16 protein-coding genes and 1 pseudogene are annotated in these 16,688 nt (G+C 46.4%); 7 read left to right on the top strand and 10 right to left on the bottom strand.

What is annotated here, in order from left to right; genetic code table 11:
* Nucleotides 1–63 precede the first annotated feature (63 nt).
* Both Q4Q49_RS03960 and Q4Q49_RS03955 read left to right on the top strand, forming a co-directional pair.
* The gene (locus Q4Q49_RS03960; RefSeq protein WP_006080276.1) at nucleotides 64–384 is read left to right on the top strand and encodes a hypothetical protein; all 321 of its coding nucleotides are present in this window, start codon (nucleotides 64–66) and stop codon (nucleotides 382–384) included.
* A 309-nt stretch (nucleotides 385–693) separates the two neighbouring features.
* The gene (locus Q4Q49_RS03955) at nucleotides 694–2,109 is read left to right on the top strand and encodes an AmpG family muropeptide MFS transporter (protein WP_311998686.1); all 1,416 of its coding nucleotides are present in this window, start codon (nucleotides 694–696) and stop codon (nucleotides 2,107–2,109) included.
* Between the two features lie 120 nt (nucleotides 2,110–2,229).
* Here the strand turns inward: Q4Q49_RS03955 and Q4Q49_RS03950 are convergent, their stop codons facing one another.
* Entirely contained in the window at nucleotides 2,230–2,715 is a 486-nt protein-coding gene (locus Q4Q49_RS03950; protein ID WP_006080274.1) for a YajQ family cyclic di-GMP-binding protein, read from the bottom strand.
* Between the two features lie 154 nt (nucleotides 2,716–2,869).
* Between Q4Q49_RS03950 and Q4Q49_RS03945 the strand changes: the two genes are divergently transcribed.
* The 4 genes from Q4Q49_RS03945 (at nucleotide 2,870) to Q4Q49_RS03930 (ending at nucleotide 6,221) form a co-directional block, all read left to right on the top strand.
* A complete protein-coding gene (locus Q4Q49_RS03945) occupies nucleotides 2,870–3,232 on the top strand; it encodes a VanZ family protein (RefSeq protein ID WP_107949082.1) in 363 nt (120 codons plus the stop codon).
* A gap of 49 nt (nucleotides 3,233–3,281) precedes the next feature.
* Nucleotides 3,282–4,220 carry a 2-dehydropantoate 2-reductase gene (locus Q4Q49_RS03940; RefSeq protein WP_311998685.1) on the top strand — a complete coding sequence of 313 codons (939 nt, stop codon included), beginning with the start codon at nucleotides 3,282–3,284 and terminating at the stop codon, nucleotides 4,218–4,220.
* 352 nt (nucleotides 4,221–4,572) lie between these two features.
* Entirely contained in the window at nucleotides 4,573–4,911 is a 339-nt protein-coding gene (locus Q4Q49_RS03935; protein ID WP_006080270.1) for a P-II family nitrogen regulator, read from the top strand.
* Nucleotides 4,908–6,221, top strand: a complete 1,314-nt coding sequence (locus Q4Q49_RS03930) for an ammonium transporter (RefSeq protein ID WP_107403816.1) — start codon at nucleotides 4,908–4,910, stop codon at nucleotides 6,219–6,221. The genes Q4Q49_RS03935 and Q4Q49_RS03930 overlap by 4 nt, the downstream gene beginning before the upstream one ends.
* Nucleotides 6,222–6,400: 179 nt before the next feature.
* Here Q4Q49_RS03930 and Q4Q49_RS03925 read toward each other — a convergent pair.
* From Q4Q49_RS03925 to Q4Q49_RS03900, 6 genes and pseudogenes are all read right to left on the bottom strand, one after another.
* Nucleotides 6,401–7,922, bottom strand: a pseudogene (locus tag Q4Q49_RS03925) (EAL domain-containing protein).
* A 173-nt stretch (nucleotides 7,923–8,095) separates the two neighbouring features.
* Entirely contained in the window at nucleotides 8,096–8,968 is an 873-nt protein-coding gene (locus tag Q4Q49_RS03920) for a DMT family transporter (RefSeq protein ID WP_311998684.1), read from the bottom strand.
* A 195-nt stretch (nucleotides 8,969–9,163) separates the two neighbouring features.
* Nucleotides 9,164–10,012 (bottom strand): 3-deoxy-8-phosphooctulonate synthase, encoded by an 849-nt coding sequence (gene kdsA / locus Q4Q49_RS03915; protein WP_311998683.1) that lies wholly within the window; start codon nucleotides 10,010–10,012, stop codon nucleotides 9,164–9,166.
* Between the two features lie 64 nt (nucleotides 10,013–10,076).
* Entirely contained in the window at nucleotides 10,077–11,324 is a 1,248-nt protein-coding gene (locus tag Q4Q49_RS03910) for a DUF819 domain-containing protein (protein WP_006084074.1), read from the bottom strand.
* 153 nt (nucleotides 11,325–11,477) lie between these two features.
* Nucleotides 11,478–12,266 carry a SirB1 family protein gene (locus tag Q4Q49_RS03905; RefSeq protein ID WP_006080264.1) on the bottom strand — a complete coding sequence of 263 codons (789 nt, stop codon included), beginning with the start codon at nucleotides 12,264–12,266 and terminating at the stop codon, nucleotides 11,478–11,480.
* On the bottom strand, nucleotides 12,266–12,661 hold the full coding sequence (locus tag Q4Q49_RS03900; RefSeq protein ID WP_006080263.1) for a SirB2 family protein: 396 nt from the start codon (nucleotides 12,659–12,661) through the stop codon (nucleotides 12,266–12,268). Before Q4Q49_RS03900 ends, Q4Q49_RS03905 begins: the two co-directional genes overlap by 1 nt.
* 118 nt (nucleotides 12,662–12,779) lie before the next feature.
* Between Q4Q49_RS03900 and Q4Q49_RS03895 the strand changes: the two genes are divergently transcribed.
* Nucleotides 12,780–13,193, top strand: coding sequence for a GNAT family N-acetyltransferase (locus Q4Q49_RS03895; RefSeq protein ID WP_311987346.1), 414 nt, complete (start codon nucleotides 12,780–12,782; stop codon nucleotides 13,191–13,193).
* Nucleotides 13,194–13,327: 134 nt separating this feature from the next.
* On the opposite strand, the gene prmC is transcribed toward Q4Q49_RS03895, so the two are convergent.
* Genes prmC through hemA form a run of 3 tightly spaced genes read right to left on the bottom strand, consistent with a single transcriptional unit; the run spans nucleotide 13,328 to nucleotide 16,535 of the window.
* Nucleotides 13,328–14,176 (bottom strand): peptide chain release factor N(5)-glutamine methyltransferase, encoded by an 849-nt coding sequence (gene prmC, locus Q4Q49_RS03890; RefSeq protein ID WP_107403806.1) that lies wholly within the window; start codon nucleotides 14,174–14,176, stop codon nucleotides 13,328–13,330.
* 2 nt (nucleotides 14,177–14,178) lie between these two features.
* The gene (gene prfA / locus Q4Q49_RS03885; RefSeq protein ID WP_311998682.1) at nucleotides 14,179–15,270 is read right to left on the bottom strand and encodes a peptide chain release factor 1; all 1,092 of its coding nucleotides are present in this window, start codon (nucleotides 15,268–15,270) and stop codon (nucleotides 14,179–14,181) included.
* A gap of 14 nt (nucleotides 15,271–15,284) precedes the next feature.
* A complete protein-coding gene (hemA, locus tag Q4Q49_RS03880) occupies nucleotides 15,285–16,535 on the bottom strand; it encodes a glutamyl-tRNA reductase (RefSeq protein WP_028761678.1) in 1,251 nt (416 codons plus the stop codon).
* Nucleotides 16,536–16,688: the final 153 nt, after the last annotated feature.

Genomic DNA, 16,688 nt, shown 5'->3' with positions numbered 1-16,688 from the left:
AATTTCGAGCAAAAGCGCTAATTTGCATCTATACTGTTACAGCAAACAGAAAGGAGGCAAACGATGACAGCAACTGAGTTCATCGATAATAAAGCGCCCCAACTCGCCTTTTATGGAAAAGCGTTTTTGAGTGAAGAACTCGACTTCCATGAAGTGCAACTTTACTTATGGGACACGTTAGAAGAATGGCAACAATTGAATTCGACTGGCGAAGCGCAAACGGAAACTGAAAAAGTGTTTTGGCACTTGCTCCACAGCTTTAACAGGTGGCCTGACTGTGTGATCCGCGGTAATCAATATCTGCGTAAGCAAGTAAATGATTGCTGTGACTATTTGAGTTTAGGCGGCCGAGTGCCGCAGGGATGCGTCGGGATAAGACCTTAAGTTCAGCATTCCTATCGATAGAAAATGGCCCTGTTATCAGGGCCTTTTTTATCGCGCAATTCATTCCTCCCCCTTCATTTTTGTGATCTCTTTTACTCAAGGTATTAATACAGGCAATCAATGCCGACAATTAATGCTGACGATAAAAACCGCTGTAAACGCTTAGCAACAGAAGATTAACGCTTAAGCCATATTCAATCACCAAAATGCGCCAAACGAGAGCCTTATACAAAAGGAATGCCATTAGCCCTTGAACCCTATGGCACCTTACCCGTAAGCTAGGCGGATTAAACACTTAGACTCATACCTATGTCCGCAACAGGTTTTATTCAACATACACTCGATGCGCTCAGTGTCTATTATCACAAGCGGGTTTTGATCCTGTTATTACTGGGTTTTTCCGCCGGTCTACCATTAATGCTGGTATTTTCAACGCTATCCTTTTGGTTGCGTGAAGCCGGTGTTGATCGCACTTCAATTGGTTATTTCAGCTGGATAGCCTTGGCCTATGCGTTTAAATGGGCTTGGTCGCCCTTAGTCGATCGACTCTCGCTACCACTGCTAACTCGCTTTCTTGGCCGCCGCCGTAGCTGGATGCTGTTCGCTCAGTTGTTATTGGTCGGCGCTATCTTAGGTATGTCATTCAGCGATCCGCTCAAGGATCTCGAACGCTTAGCGCTATTCGCATTAATGGTCGCCTTTGCTTCCGCCACCCAAGATATTGTGATTGATGCCTTTCGAATTGAATCCGCCCCAGAAAAGATGCAAGCCGCATTAGCCGCCGCCTATCAAGTGGGTTACCGCAGCGCCATGATAGTCGCCACCGCAGGTGCGCTCACGATAGCGGCTTGGGTCGAACCCGGTAACACAGCATACAACTTAGTGGCCTGGCAAACCTCTTACCTGATTATGGCGGGCTTGATGTCGGTGGGGATTTTGACCACGCTTTTTAGCCGAGAGCCCAAAGTCGATACCCGCGCCGCCGATGCCACCGAATTAGTGCTAAAACAACGTTTAAGCGCCACTTATCCAAGCGTTATCGCCGCTGGCATGTCTTGGATTTACACGGCCAGTATTTTGCCTTTTATTGATTTTTTCAAACGCTATGGCCGCAGCGCTATCCTCATCCTATTGCTGATTTCTTGCTACCGGATCTCGGATATTGTGATGGGCATTATGGCGAACGTCTTTTATGTGGATATGGGCTTCACTAAGGAAGAAATTGCCTATTTGAGTAAAATCTATGGCCTAATCATGACCTTAGTCGGCGCAGCCTTTGGCGGTATTTTGTTAGCGCGTTATGGCACGATGAAGATCCTTTTCCTCGGCGCGTTACTGGTGGCGGTAACCAATCTGTTGTTCGCGTGGCAGGCGGTAATTGGCTACAACGTGCCCTTTTTAACCTTTGCTATTTCCGTGGACAACTTTAGCGCAGGAATCGCCACGGCAGCCTTTATCGCCTATCTATCGAGTCTCACCAGCAGCGGCTACAGTGCGACGCAATATGCCTTACTGTCTTCGATTATGTTGCTGTTCCCTAAGTTTATCGCGGGCTTTTCGGGGGCTTATGTCGACGCATTTGGCTATGTGAACTTCTTTGTCGCCGCCAGTGTGATTGGGTTTCCTGTGTTGTTTTTGGTTATCTTAGTTAACAAGTATGCGCCGCACCCCAGCACATCGTTAACTGATGGTACGTCAAAAGATACAGCAGCAAACTCGGATTAAAATCTTAAAACACTTACGATATCAATAAAAAAAGCCCTCACACCTTAGTGTGAGGGCTTTTACATTTAAAGACGAAATGGCAAACGCGATACTGCATCACGTTAAAGCAATTTTGCTCGATTAATCTTTAAAGTTATCAAATTGGAAGGGCTGGCCTAACTCAGACTCGCGTGCCAATGCCATGACAGCTTGTAAATCATCACGTTTTTTACCTGTAACTCGTACTTTTTCGCCCTGAATAGACGCTTGTACTTTAAGTTTACTGTCTTTAATTAGCTTGACCAGTTTTTTAGCAATTAAGGTTTCGATACCTTCTTTAAACTTCACTTTGAGGGAGAAGGTTTTACCGCTGTGGATGGCTTTCTCATCGACTTCCATCGAAGACGGATCCACATTACGTTTGCTCAGTTGCATACGTAAAATGTCCACTAATTGTTGGCATTGGAAGTCATCTTCAGCGGTTAACGTGACCACATGGTCCTTATATTCCACGTCAGCCGTTTTACCGCGAAAATCGAAACGGGTCGCCAGCTCACGTTTGGTATTATCAACCGCATTGCGCAGTTCAACTTCATTCACTTCTGACACAATATCCATTGAAGGCATAGTTTTTATGTCCCATATCAAATTAATATGCAGCTAGTTTACCCACACACAGGCCTAAGTTGAAGGCAAAGCCTAGAATAAAGCGTAATCATGGATGACTTTAGTGGTGGATTTTCCTATCATTGGGCCACTCTAAGCTAATGCAAACATATTTGTGATAACTAAAAATACCCTATTTAAGCTGGCTTTAGCCGTAGCCTTTGTCGTGATCAGTTATCTGGTATTTTCCAGACCAACCTATTCGCAAAGTATTCCGAATATCGACAAGGTTGGCCATCTTGGGAGCTTTTTTTGCCTCTCCTATCTCTCCTATCTCGCTTTCAGACCTAAGTGGTATTGGCTATCGCTCACATTGGCAAGCTATGCCATTTTAATTGAGCTAGTGCAATCGCGTTTACCCTATCGAAGCGCCTCTGTGGCGGATGTTATCGCCGACTTTGCGGGCATAGCGCTGTTCTACTTTTGTAATTGGGCCTATGGCAAATACTTTCGTGCGGCTCAGTTGCGGGAAGATTAGTTCGAACGCAATACATGGGCGCTGATACAGAAATCTTAAGGCTGCGAATATGACTCATGCTGTGGATATTGCCATTTTAGGTGCAGGTGCCGTTGGACAACTGATCTGTCGCCAATTAACAGTTGCGGGCATGAATGTCGGTTTTATCGGCCGTAGTGCCCTCGAAGCTAGCCAGCAGGTTCTGAGTTTCACCCCATTAGCGTCTGCCGATGACAAGCAACAGCAGATACACGCTATCCCGTATTCGGTGCCTATCTTAACTGCCGATGCGCTCGACAATATCCGTCTGGTGATTGTCTGCGTTAAAGCCTATCAAGTGCTTGATGCGCTCTCCCACTTACTCAAGCAACTGCCTAGCCAATGTCATATTTTGTTATTACACAATGGCATGGGGCCTCATTTAGCGCTGGCACCGCTGATTAATGCGCAAGCCAATGGCAGAGGGCTAAGCCTAGGGACAACGTCTCAAGGGGTGTTACGCCAAGCCCCTTGGCAGATTAAGCAAACCGGACAAGGGCTGACTCAGCTGGGGCATTTCACAGGCGCAGAGCTGACAGAGCATTATCGCAACGCTTTGCTGGCTGCCATTCCGAGCAGTGAATGGGTCGATGCGATTGTGCCTTGCCTGTGGCAAAAACTCGCAGTCAATGCCGCCATCAATCCACTCACGGCGCTATATCAATGCCCCAATGGCAAACTAGCTGAGCCAGATTTTAGTGAAATGATTAAGGGTATTCTCGATGAGTTGGTCATGGTTGCCGCACATGATGGCGTGTCGCTTGATCAATCATTTTTGCACGACAGAGTCTACCAAGTGATCCGCCTCACTGCGGGGAACTTCTCGTCGATGCACCAAGATATTGCGCATCAAAGGCGAACCGAGATAGACCAAATTAACGGCTATATCTGTGAGCGTGCACAAGCGCACGGTTTAAGTGCGCCAGTCAATGCCGAGCTTTGGGCGCGAGTCAAACAGCTAGCAGTTTAACCGAGTACAACTAGCCTAGCACAACCAAAGTTAATTCACTGTTTAATAAAGATAACCTGTAAATAACGATTTAATTTCCCGCATTCATGCAGCGCATTAAAACGCTGACTCCCCTTCGCTTTATATCCACTCGACACTATCTGCACTGATACTTGCCAGCAGAACTCATCTTGCACCAATAAAACGCACCAAATCAGGGCGATTTGATTCTGTTTTGCACCGTTTTGCATCAATTCTTGATGCTATTTCGGTGCGACTGAATGTTAACGCAATGATAATAAATGCTTTGTTTATATGGCCTGATTCCTGCTTTATTCCAATAAATTGAGTCTGAAGTTTGTTGGAGAGAAAATTGAAACTGGTCACCGCAATCATTAAACCGTTCAAATTAGACGATGTACGTGAAGCCTTAACTCAGCTCAACGTCCATGGCATGACAGTCACTGAAGTGCGCGGCTTTGGCCGCCAAAAGGGCCATACAGAATTGTATCGTGGCGCCGAATACGCAGTGGACTTTTTGCCTAAGATGAAACTCGAAGTCGCCATTCACTCCGATCAAGAAGAAGCCGTTATCGAAGCCATTATTGCCGCTGCCCATACGGGTAAAGTGGGCGATGGCAAAATCTTTGTGACCGAACTCCAACAAGTCGTGCGCATTCGCACTTCGGAAGAAGGAGTGGATGCCCTATGATGCTAGCGAACTTCAGACTCAGTTTTAAATATCTATTGATATTATTCAGTATGTTGGCGACCAATGCTGTCGCCGATGAGGGTCAGTTCAGCGCCGCAAATACCGCGTGGATCTTAAGCTCATCCGCGCTGGTGTTGTTGATGACCTTACCCGGATTAGCCTTATTTTACGGCGGTTTAGTACGCAGTAAAAACGTGCTCTCGATATTGATGCAATGCTTCTCTATCGCCGCCCTTGTCTCAGTTTTATGGTTTGCCATAGGGTATTCACTCGCCTTCGATGCGGGCAATAGTTTTATCGGTGGCTTGGGTAAAGCATTACTGTCAGGAATTGGCCGCGATAGTCTCAGTGGGGATATTCCTGAGCCCCTGTTTATGCTATTTCAAATGACCTTTGCCATCATCACGCCGGCACTGATCATCGGTGGCTTTGCCGAGAGGATGAAATTCTCAGCTGTGCTCATCTTTTCAGGGGCTTGGTTATTATTGGTTTATGCGCCGATCACCCACTGGGTGTGGGGCGGAGGCTGGTTAGCACAGCTAGGACTGTACGATTTCGCGGGCGGAACCGTGGTGCATATTACCGCCGGAGTTGCAGCGCTCGTGGCGGCTAAAGTGCTAGGTCCGCGCAAAGGATTTTTAAACTCGGCGATTATGCCGCACAACCTGACCATGACAGTCACAGGTGCGGGCATGTTGTGGGTAGGATGGTTTGGTTTTAATGGCGGCAGCGCGCTCGGCGCCAATGGCACAGCAGCCATGGCGATTTTAGCAACTCATCTCGCCGCTTCTATGGGCGCGATGACATGGGCAGCAATTGAGTGGATTAAGTTTGGTAAACCCAGCGCCCTTGGCATAGTCACAGGCATGGTAGCAGGCTTAGGCACTATCACTCCGGCGTCTGGTTATGTTGGCCCAGCGGGTGCCTTAGTGATTGGTTTACTCGGCGGGATCGTGTGTTTTTACTCAACGGTCTATATCAAACAGAAACTTAAGATCGATGACTCCTTAGACGTTTTCCCCGTACACGGGGTCGGCGGTATTCTCGGAACCCTTTTGGCCGGCGTGTTTAGCTCGACCCAATTAGGCGTCTTCAGCGGCTACGGTTTTGCGGCCGTGAACGAAACCATGATAGACCAACTTGGGGTACAGATTATCGGGGTCGCGGCAACATTCACTTATACAGCTGTGGTCACTTGGTTACTGTTCGTGATCATCCGTAAACTACTTGGCGGCCTTCGTGTCAGCACAGAACAAGAAGTTAACGGCTTGGATTTATCGGAACACGAAGAAACGGGCTATAGTCTTTGATTAAGCCTCTTGCCAGAGCAGTTAACCAGAAACTTTAAAAGAGACTTTAAAAAGAGGCTTTAACGCTAAGCTTTCAACCAGAGGCTTAAACCAAAGCCTTTAACACGCACTTTTAGCTATAACGCTTGAACAGCAATAAGGGCACCTAGGTGCCCTTATTGCTGACTGATTTTATGATGCTAACGTTTAAAATGCTCAACTAACCATAGCTTTAAATCGGCGAGTTTCATCGGCTTAGCAAAGAGATACCCTTGTAGAAAATGCACTTGGCGACTGGTTAAATAATCCGCCTGCTCCTGCGTCTCAACCCCCTCTGCCACCACGACATAATTCATCTTGTGGGAAAGCTCGATAATAGTATCGAGCACATGGGAAGTGACAGAATCTTGTCCTATGGTATCGATAAAGCATTTATCAATTTTCAGATAATCTAACGGCATCGTTTGCAGCAGGGATAAAGTGGTTTGCCCAGTACCAAAGTCATCAATTGCCACTAGAATCCCTAACTGTCGCAAGCTTTCAATACACTGGCAAATATCCGGCGTTAATAATTGCCGTTCGGTGATTTCAATCAACGGCTTAACGCCAATACGCTCCAGGGAATCCCGCAGATGAATAAATTTCGACTCAATATCATCTTGCGTAAAGTGTTCTGGCGCCACGTTAAACGCAATTCTAAAGCCCGGTTCGACCTTCATATCGGCAAAATCTTTTAATGCCCGCTCAAAAATATAGTTGGTCAATGGGACAATTAACTTGCCCTCTTCGGCAATGGGAATAAATAAGTCAGGTCGCACTAAACCCATTTGAGGATGCTGCCAACGCACTAATGCTTCAACGCCCTTGGCCTTACCGTCCTCGGCACAAATCACTGGCTGATAAACCAAGAAAAACTCTTCGTTCTCTATCCCACTGCGAATGTCATCGGCAAGGGAATGGCGAGTAACCCTTGAATAGAGCACAAATAGGATAGTCCCCGTAATCAAGACTATGCTAACGGGCAAAGAAATGGCCAAAAATATCCAAAAGAAATGCCAGAAAAAGGCAGGTGACATTGCTAATAACACTGAAAAATTGTGCTTATCAGAATCGAGCGTCATCACCTCATTTTGTTTAAATTCGGGTGACTCTGGAATCGTTTTACCATTTATAGATAAAGCGACATTGATCACTGCGCTGGGAAACACATTGGGTTGTACAAAGGAGTCTAATAAATATTGCCCTTCAATAATCACAGCAGCGCCGTGCTTAGATATCGGTTCCCAGTTTGATGCCACTATCGCAGGCACCTCAGGCATAAAAGGCGTGCCGCCAATAATAAACTGGTTAGGTATTTCAAGATTTTCAGTGGTACTGACTATGCCTAAAGGAACGTCGATATCACCTGTTTTAGATGAACAATAAACACGTTGCGAATCAAATATTAAAGCCGAGCGAAAGTAAGGCTGGAACAACATATAGTTGTGTAATTCTTGACACTCAGTGTCCTTCAACGCCAATGCATAATGGCTGATTTCATCGGCATGAGAGATCAAAGTATCTATGTTGCCTACATAAATCCCCCCCCACACCTTTGACTTTATCTTCCACAAAATACTGTGCAGAGAGATAACTTGCTACAACAGCAACCCCAATGGGAAACAATATCACTGCCAGCCATTGCCACAATGGCAGATTTAATTTTGCTATTTTTCTTCGCATAGTTCTCTGTTTAGTTCCTTAACTCGCACAGCACTCGGTTAAAAATGGTATCAAAATCTAAGCGGCAAGACGTGTATATGTTTGTATCTCAGTTCATATCAGCTTGATATAAACTGGCTAAATCGAGTTTTATTTTAGTATAAAAAACCAGTATGACATCAATGAGTTTTAATCTATTCCCACATCACTAAAATAGCGGCGATAGCGATAAGCACTAATCCAAGCATATCTTTTATCTTCACTTTTTCCTTCAACCAAAAGGTGGCAATCAAGATCATAAAGAAGACTTCAACTTGGCCTAAGGTTTTAACATAAGGCACAGCCTGCAGCGACATTGCACTAAACCAGCCGATAGAACCTAAACAACTGGCGGTACTAGTGAGTAAGGTAAGCTTAGGTCGCTGCCATAACGCGGCCAGTGTGGATTTATCCTTAAGTAACAGATAACTGACTAACACTAAGGTCTGTAGACTAATCACGAATAACAGCACCCAAGCGGCGCTATGGGGGAAGCCGATATTCAAACACAAACTCGCCTCCCGCACCCAAAGCGATGTCAGCGCAAACGAAGTACCACAGGCTAAACCAATCAATACCGTATTGAGCGACAGACTTCGAAGACCTTGTTTGGCACTCATCAGAAAAATCGCCACACCGCCCAGTAATACACCCGACCAACCTAATGGTGATAAATGAGTGCCAAAAAACACTGTGCCTAATATCGCCGCAACCACAGCTTCACTCTTAGCCAGCCCAGCCCCAATAGCAAAATTCTGCAGCTTAAACAGTTTCACCATCAAACCCGTCGCGAGGATTTGCATCGCCGATGCACCTAAGATAAAAACGATAAAACGGCCGCTAAAATCGGGGATACCGACATCCTGCCAAAGATATAAACCTACCAGATACACGGCGGCAATGGGCCCAGCCCAAATAAAACGCGCTAAGGTCACGCCCGCAACACTCACCTCTTTACTCAGCTGGCTTTGAAACGCATTACGCCAAGCCTGCATAAATGCCGCCAGCAAAGTTAGTAAGATCCACATGAAGGTATTCCGTAAAGAATGAGGTCGGCAATAAAGACGAGGGTTAGGCAAACCTCATCATAAAACATTAATGTTTCAGATAGCTACAGGGTTATAGCCATCGGATTATTTCAGCTGGAAAACAAAAGCCCCGAACGAGTCGAGGCTTTGGGATTAAGTCACTAATTCATTAATTCATTAAGTCTTAGTTTGCGATTACTTACTGGTATCGATTGGACCGAAGGACTTAACCAAATCGTCAATTGCTTTCATTTGCTTCAGATAATTTTCTAACTGATGCAAAGGTAAGGCACATGGGCCGTCGCACTTAGCGTTATCAGGATCGGGATGTGCTTCAATGAATAGACCCGCTAAACCTAGCGCCATACCGCTGCGCGCTAACTCGGTCGCCTGTGCACGACGTCCGCCCGCAGAATCGGCACGGCCACCTGGACGTTGCAGCGCATGGGTCGCATCGAAAATCACTGGGTAGCCAGATTGCTTCATCTCATCCATGCCCAACATATCAACGACTAAGTTGTTATAACCAAAGCTTGAACCACGTTCACACAGGATGATCTCGTCATTGCCCGCTTCGTTAAACTTAGTGATGATGTGGCGCATTTCGTGCGGCGCTAAAAACTGTGGCTTTTTCACGTTAATGATAGCGCCGGTTTTTGCCATAGCGACAACCAGATCTGTCTGACGGGCCAAGAATGCTGGCAACTGAATGATATCAACCACTTCAGCAACAGGTGCACACTGGTGCACTTCATGCACGTCAGTGATCAAAGGTAAGTTAAAGGTCTTTTTGATTTCTTCAAAAATCTTCAAACCTTCTTCCATACCTGGGCCACGGTAAGAGTTGATTGAAGAGCGATTCGCCTTATCAAAGGACGCCTTAAACACATAAGGAATACCCAGTTTTTGGGTCACTTCGGCGTAGGTTTCAGCAATCGACATAGCGAGATCGCGAGACTCAAGCACGTTCATGCCACCAAACAACACGAAAGGTTTATCGTTAGCAATCTCGATTGAACCTAGGTTTATGATTTTATTACTCATCGCAACTTCTCTCTAAAATGCTGGAACCTTTCCCAGCGATGAACTGAATATAGGGCTAAGGCCGCTATGCTGCAACTAGCTGTAAAAGTTGACCACAGAGCCACGCCATGTAAGTCCCTAACGCATAACCAAATACGGCTAACAACACACCAACAGGCGCTAAAGCGGGGTGAAATGCCGCAGCAACAACAGGGGCAGATGCCGCACCGCCGACATTTGCTTGACTACCCACGGCCATGTAAAACAGCGGCGCTTTTATCAACTTAGCCACCAATAACATAAAGCCAGCATGCACTATCATCCACACAATACCGATTAAAAAATACAAAGGTGTGTCGAGCACTTTACTCACATCCATATGCAGACCAATCGTCGCCACTAGGATGTAAAGGAAGGCCGACGCCACTTTCGATGCCCCCGCCGCCTCTAAATGGCGTACTGGGCTGAAGGACATCGCCAAACCAATGGTTGTGACTATCACCACTAACCAGAAAAACTTAGAAGTTAAGCTGTAATCTTCGGTCCAAGGGTAGTTCGCTTCAAAAAATGGCCCAAGGAAATCGGCGGCCATGTGGGCGATACCAGTGATCCCAAAGCCAACAGCGACAATCAGCATAAGATCGCGCAGATTAGGAATGCGTGCATTTTCAGCGTGATACTTTTCAACTTTTTCTTTTAACGCTTCAATTGCTGAGGTATCGGCACCCGTTCTGGCATCGATTTCTTTCGCCTTTGAGGCCATAAATAGCAACACGGCCATCCAGATATTGGCGACAATCACATCGACTGTCACCATCACAGAGAAAATATTGCCACCGACTACATAGATTTCTTTCATCGCCGCTTGGTTTGCGCCACCACCAATCCAGCTTCCAGCTAAAGTCGTCATGCCGCGCCAAACCGCATCAGGACCATCAACCCCGATCAAAGAAGGCTCGATAACAGACACTAATAGCAAAGCAATCGGGCCACCGATGACGATGCCGACAGTGCCGGTTAAAAACATGATTAAGGCTTTTGGCCCTAAACTTAAAATCGCTTTTAAATCAACACTTAAAATCAACAAGACTAAACAAGCTGGCAGTAAATAACGTGACGCCACAAAATACAGTTGTGAGGTATTACCGTCGATCACCCCAAAGGTATTCAATAATGATGGCAAGAAATAGCACAACAAAAGGGCGGGAATAAAACGATAAAACTTCTGCCAAAAAGGATGACTACTGCTGCTGGTATAAAATACAAAACCTAGAATTGTCGCGAGTATCCCTAACGCCGTGGCATCGTTCGTCACTAAGGCCGTGCTTGTCATGCTAATTTCTCCCTGTTAATACAGTTATTATTTTATTTTTATTAGAGACTTAACCTTTAAGTCCCTGGGTCAAACTTCCATCTGCCCAGTATTATTATTTTGCTGATTGGATTGAACAGTTGATAAATAAGAAGAGCCCCGAAAGGCTCTGCTTTAATGGTAAATCTCGGCGTGCTCATTTAATTCTTTGAGCTGCATCTTCACGATTTCGATCACGGGATCGTGGGGGCTGTTATCGACAAAATGCTGCAAATCAGCAGCGGCCACATTAATACAACCCAGCTGCTGCGCGATAAAGGCTCGCTCACGATTGAGGTGCACATCATCGCTATGCCATTGCAACAGCAGACTGCAACATTCCATCGCCGCCTCAAATTGATGCGACACAATGCAACCGGCTTTTAGCTCATGCAGCATACGCGTCAGCAGTTTTTTCACCGTTGCAGGTTTTAAATAACTCGCCTTAAGCTCGGCAGCATTGCCTAACTCGCCGCGCACTAACACATGCAACTGGTGACGGCTGAGCTCCTTGCCCGTCAAAGGGTCCAGATAACTCACTTCACCGGCAATCTTGCAACGCAGCACCGTATTGCCGGGTAGTAATATCGGCTCAAGCTCAAGATCTAACTGCTTCGCCAGTAACATCAAGACAGTTGCCAGCGTAGTGCTATTCCCTTGGCGGCTAATTAAGCAAGTGCCTAAATCCGCCGCCTCAGTACTAAAGTAGTTATCGCGGACACAAAAGCCTAAATCCTCGTAAAACCAATGCAACAGCGCATTAAAACGCTGTTGTTGGTCAACCAAGTAATGACTTAATACGGCTCCCGCCATTTCAAACCAAGCCCATTTAGCGGCTTCTAGTTTAGAAAATCCAAGGTGCGCACCTACATCCAATGCCGACTCGGGCAATGAAATGCCATCTTGCAGAGTGTAGTTACCCATTAACCCAATAAGACCGCTTGTTTAAAATGAGCCAATTTAGCAGCATAAACCAACCAGCCTATCGCGCCTAAGTAAGCAAATACTTTGAACAACTTGTTTCTGTTTGCCTTTATGGCAATCGCACCTAGGACAATGTAAGCAACTACAGCACCGATTTTTTCGGTCATCCAAGGATCCACAAAAGGAAATTGTTGGATCATAAAACACAGGGTTAAACCCGACAGCAATAAGAAAGTGTCGATAACATGGGGCGCTATCTTGAGCAGTTTCTTCTCCATCAAAGCCGATTGGCGCAGATGCAGAACAAAGCGCACGGTAAGCAGCAACACGCTCAACGCGATAAAGGTAAAATGCAGATGTTTAACCGCAGGATATAGACTGTAAAAAGTTTCCATTACGATACTTATGGTCAGTGACAAAGGCGCTAGTTTACCCTAATCCGTGACGGCATACCAATGCCTATCAGCCTGATAGTCAGAGCTAACAACATAAAAAATCAAACGAGAATAGACGATGAATTTAAGCTTAATTAACGATGAATCAACCGAGTTCGCCGATGCCATAAAACAAAAAATCATCGAGTTCAACCAAGTCCAATGGCAAGGGCTTAGCCGTAAAAATCTCGGCCTCAAATTACAAGATACCGAAGGTAAACTGTTAGCGGGAATAAGCGGCAAAACCTTCGGCAATTGGTTGTTAATTGATTACCTGTGGGTCGATGGTACCCTAAGACACCAAAAAATCGGCACGCGCTTGCTATTAGAGGCAGAAAGCCAAGCAAAAGCGCGCGGCTGCCAATTTGCCCTGCTCGATACCTTAGATTTTCAAGCTAAGCCCTTCTATGAGCGCCACGGCTATCGCGTACAGTGGATACAACAAGCCTACCCAGAAACCGGCAGTAAATTCTTTATGGTGAAAGTGTTGTAATGTTTGAGGTTGGCGATTTTAACCTTACATCTGCTTAAACTGACTCTTTAGAAAACAAAAACGCCATTGGCAATAACCAATGGCGTTCGATAAATCGGTATAACAGGGTAAATACCTTCACTTAAAGCAACGCGTTATTCTGCCCATTTACCCATAGTGCATCTGTCATTGCTGCCAAAGTCTCGCACTGTGGCGACATTCTCATAGCCCAGTTCAATAAGTTTAGCCCTGAGTTTTACCGCCTGTTCAAAACCATGTTCCAGCAGAATATAGCCGTTAGGCTTTAAGTAATCTCGGGCAGTGTTGGCAATATAGTAAAGATCGGCAAAGCCTTCCTCGGCGGCGGTTAACGCGCTTTGGGGCTCGAAACGCACATCACCTTGGTGCAAATGTTCGTCTGCTTCATCAATATAAGGTGGGTTTGAGACGATTAAATCAAAGTCACGCGACTTTACCGCGCTAAACCAATCGCTTTGAAGAATGTCGACCTGCGGCAGCTTTAAATTCTCACGGTTCGCGATAGCCAAAGCCACGGCATCATCGACTTTATCGACCGCGGTGATTTGCCATGACTCACGCTCAGACGCTAACGCCAACGCAATAGCCCCAGTGCCAGTACCTAAGTCGAGCACTTTGGCATAGGTTGAAAGCGGCAGGTTCAAAGCGGTTTCGACCAGAATTTCCGTGTCAGGACGCGGGATCAAAGTCGTGTCGTTAACGATAAAAGGCAGCGACCAAAATTCACGCTCACCAACAATATGTGCCACAGGCACGCCCTTTTGACGTTTCTGTACCATTTGCTGGAAGCGTTTCCACTGCTCAACCGTCAGGGATTTTTCAGGCCAAGTGTATAAATAGCTGCGACTTTTATTGAGGCAATATAACAGCAAAACCTCTGCATCCAGATGAGCGGATTCAGAGGTTGATGCTAACTGCACATAAGCCCATTGCAGGGCTTCGGCTATGCTAGATTGATCTGACAAAACTACCCCTGCTCGTCAGCCAGTGCGGCTAACTGATCGGCTTGATGCTCTTGCATCAGAGGCAATAAAATGGCATCGAGATCGCCTTCCATCACTTCGTTCAAGCGATATAAAGTCAAGTTGATGCGGTGTTCGCTCACTCGGCCTTGCGGGAAGTTGTAAGTACGTACACGTTCGGAGCGATCACCACTGGCAACCAAACTACGACGGGTCGATTCTTCGGCGCTACGGCGTTTTTCGTCTTCAACAGCTTGAATACGTGCGGCCAGAACACTCATGGCTTGGGCACGGTTCTTATGTTGCGAGCGTTGATCTTGGCATTCCACCACTATCCCTGTTGGAATGTGGGTAATACGAATGGCAGAATCAGTTTTGTTAACGTGCTGACCACCCGCACCCGATGAACGGAAAGTATCAACTTTCAGATCGGCAGGATTGATTGAAATCGCTTCCGCTTCAGGCACTTCATGCAGTACAACCACAGTCACCGCAGAAGTATGCACACGACCTTGGGATTCGGTTTCTGGCACACGTTGTACGCGGTGACCGCCGGATTCAAACTTAAGTTTGCCGTATACGCCTTCACCGCTCACCTTCATGATCACTTCTTTAAAGCCACCATGTTCGCCTTCGTTACAGCTCATGATTTCAATCTGCCAGCGATTTGCTTCGGCATAACGGCTGTACATGCGGAACAAATCGCCCGCGAAAATAGCGGCTTCATCGCCGCCTGCGCCAGCACGGATCTCAACGAAGGCGTTTTTATCGTCGTCGGGATCTTTTGGCAGTAATAGAATTTGCAGTTCATCTTCAAGATGCTCGAGCTTAGCCTTAGCGGCTTTCATCTCTTCCTGTGCCATTTCGCGCATTTCAGCATCGTCTTCTTCCAGCATTTCTTTGGCAGAATCGAGATCGACCTGCGCTTGCTGATAGGCTTTAAAGCCAGCAACAACGTCTTCTAACTGGGCATATTCTTTCGATAACGCGCGAAACCTGTCTTGATCAGAAATGACGCTAGCATCACCCAGCAAAGCCATGACTTCTTCATTGCGCTCGAGCAAGCCTTCCAGCTTGCGGATAACGGATTCCTTCATTTAACTCGCTAACCTTAGTTTTTATCTAATCCAAGCGCTGATCTTAACTGACCGAGAGTATTCAAATCGCCCTGACGACTCGCTGCCGTGAGGGCCTGTGTCGGTGCGTGGATAAGTTTATTGGTCAGGCGATTGGCTAATTCAATCAATACCTGCTCAGTGTCTGAGCCCTGGGCTAATTTATTCAGGGCGCGTTCCACTAACTCATCTTTTACCGCCATGCTCTGGCTGCGATACTCGCGAATACTGTCGACCGACTCTAAAGAACGGATCCAATCCATAAATAAGAAAGATTGTTCTTCAGTAATTACTTCAGCTTGCTCGGCGGCTTCTTTTCGAGAAGCCATATTCTGTTCAATAATGCTATGCAGGTCGTCCACTGTATACAGAAACGCGTCATCCAAATCGGCGACTTCCGGCTCAATATCCCGGGGAACTGCTATATCAACCAATAACATAGGTTGATGGCGACGCTGCTTTAGCGCTTTTTCGACCATGCCTTTACCTAGGATAGGCAGAGGGCTGGCGGTAGAGGATATCACGATATCGGCTTTTGGGAGATAATCTGGTATCTGCGCCAGTGTAATTGCTGTTGCGCCAAACTCCTCGCACATGCCTTGGGCACGTTCTAACGTCCGATTTGCTACGACCATTGAAGCCACGCCGTTATCTTTAAGATGCTTCGCAACCAGTTCTATGGTTTCACCTGCGCCAATCAACAGTACTTTAGTGGTCGATATCGATGAGAAAATATGTTTCGCCATGCTTACCGCGGCAAATGCCACAGAAACTGCAGCGGCGCCAATTTCAGTGTCAGTGCGGACTTTCTTAGCGACTGAAAAAGTGTTCTGAAAGAGTCTATCTATGGTTAGTGCAACCGTACCAGCCTCTTTGGCCTTAACAAACGCTTGCTTTACTTGACCGAGAATCTGCGGCTCACCCAAGATCAACGAATCGAGCCCAGAGGCCACACGCATCAAATGCCTTACGGCATCTTGACCGTGATAATTATAGAGACAAGGTGCTACATCCTCATGATCTAGGCCGTGATATTCTTCAAGCCACGCAATAATGTCGGCCTCATCGCCGTTGTTGCAATACAACTCAGTGCGATTACAGGTTGAGACAATAACGGCTTCACCCGAGCGTGTACGACTGGCCAGACTCTTCATAGCATCATGAATTTTGTCCGGAGAGAAGGCAACTTTCTCACGCAGGTCTACCGTGGCTGTTTTATGGTTAATACCGATTGCTACAAGGCTCATCTGACTCTTTCTAGATTCTTGGCGACTCTCTTAATAAGGGCATTCTACTGAATTGGCCCAACTAAAAACAGAATACGCTTAACAAAACCGAATAAAGGTCTAACTTCTTACCTAAATTTTCTATCAATAATAGGTAAGGCAAAATTTGCCCCA

Origin of the sequence: Shewanella sp. SP1S1-7 (assembly GCF_031932105.1) — a bacterium.
Taxonomy (GTDB): Bacteria; Pseudomonadota; Gammaproteobacteria; order Enterobacterales; family Shewanellaceae; genus Shewanella; species Shewanella baltica.
Note: the sequence above shows the minus strand (reverse complement) of the source record. Positions and strands in the feature narration are given on the sequence as shown.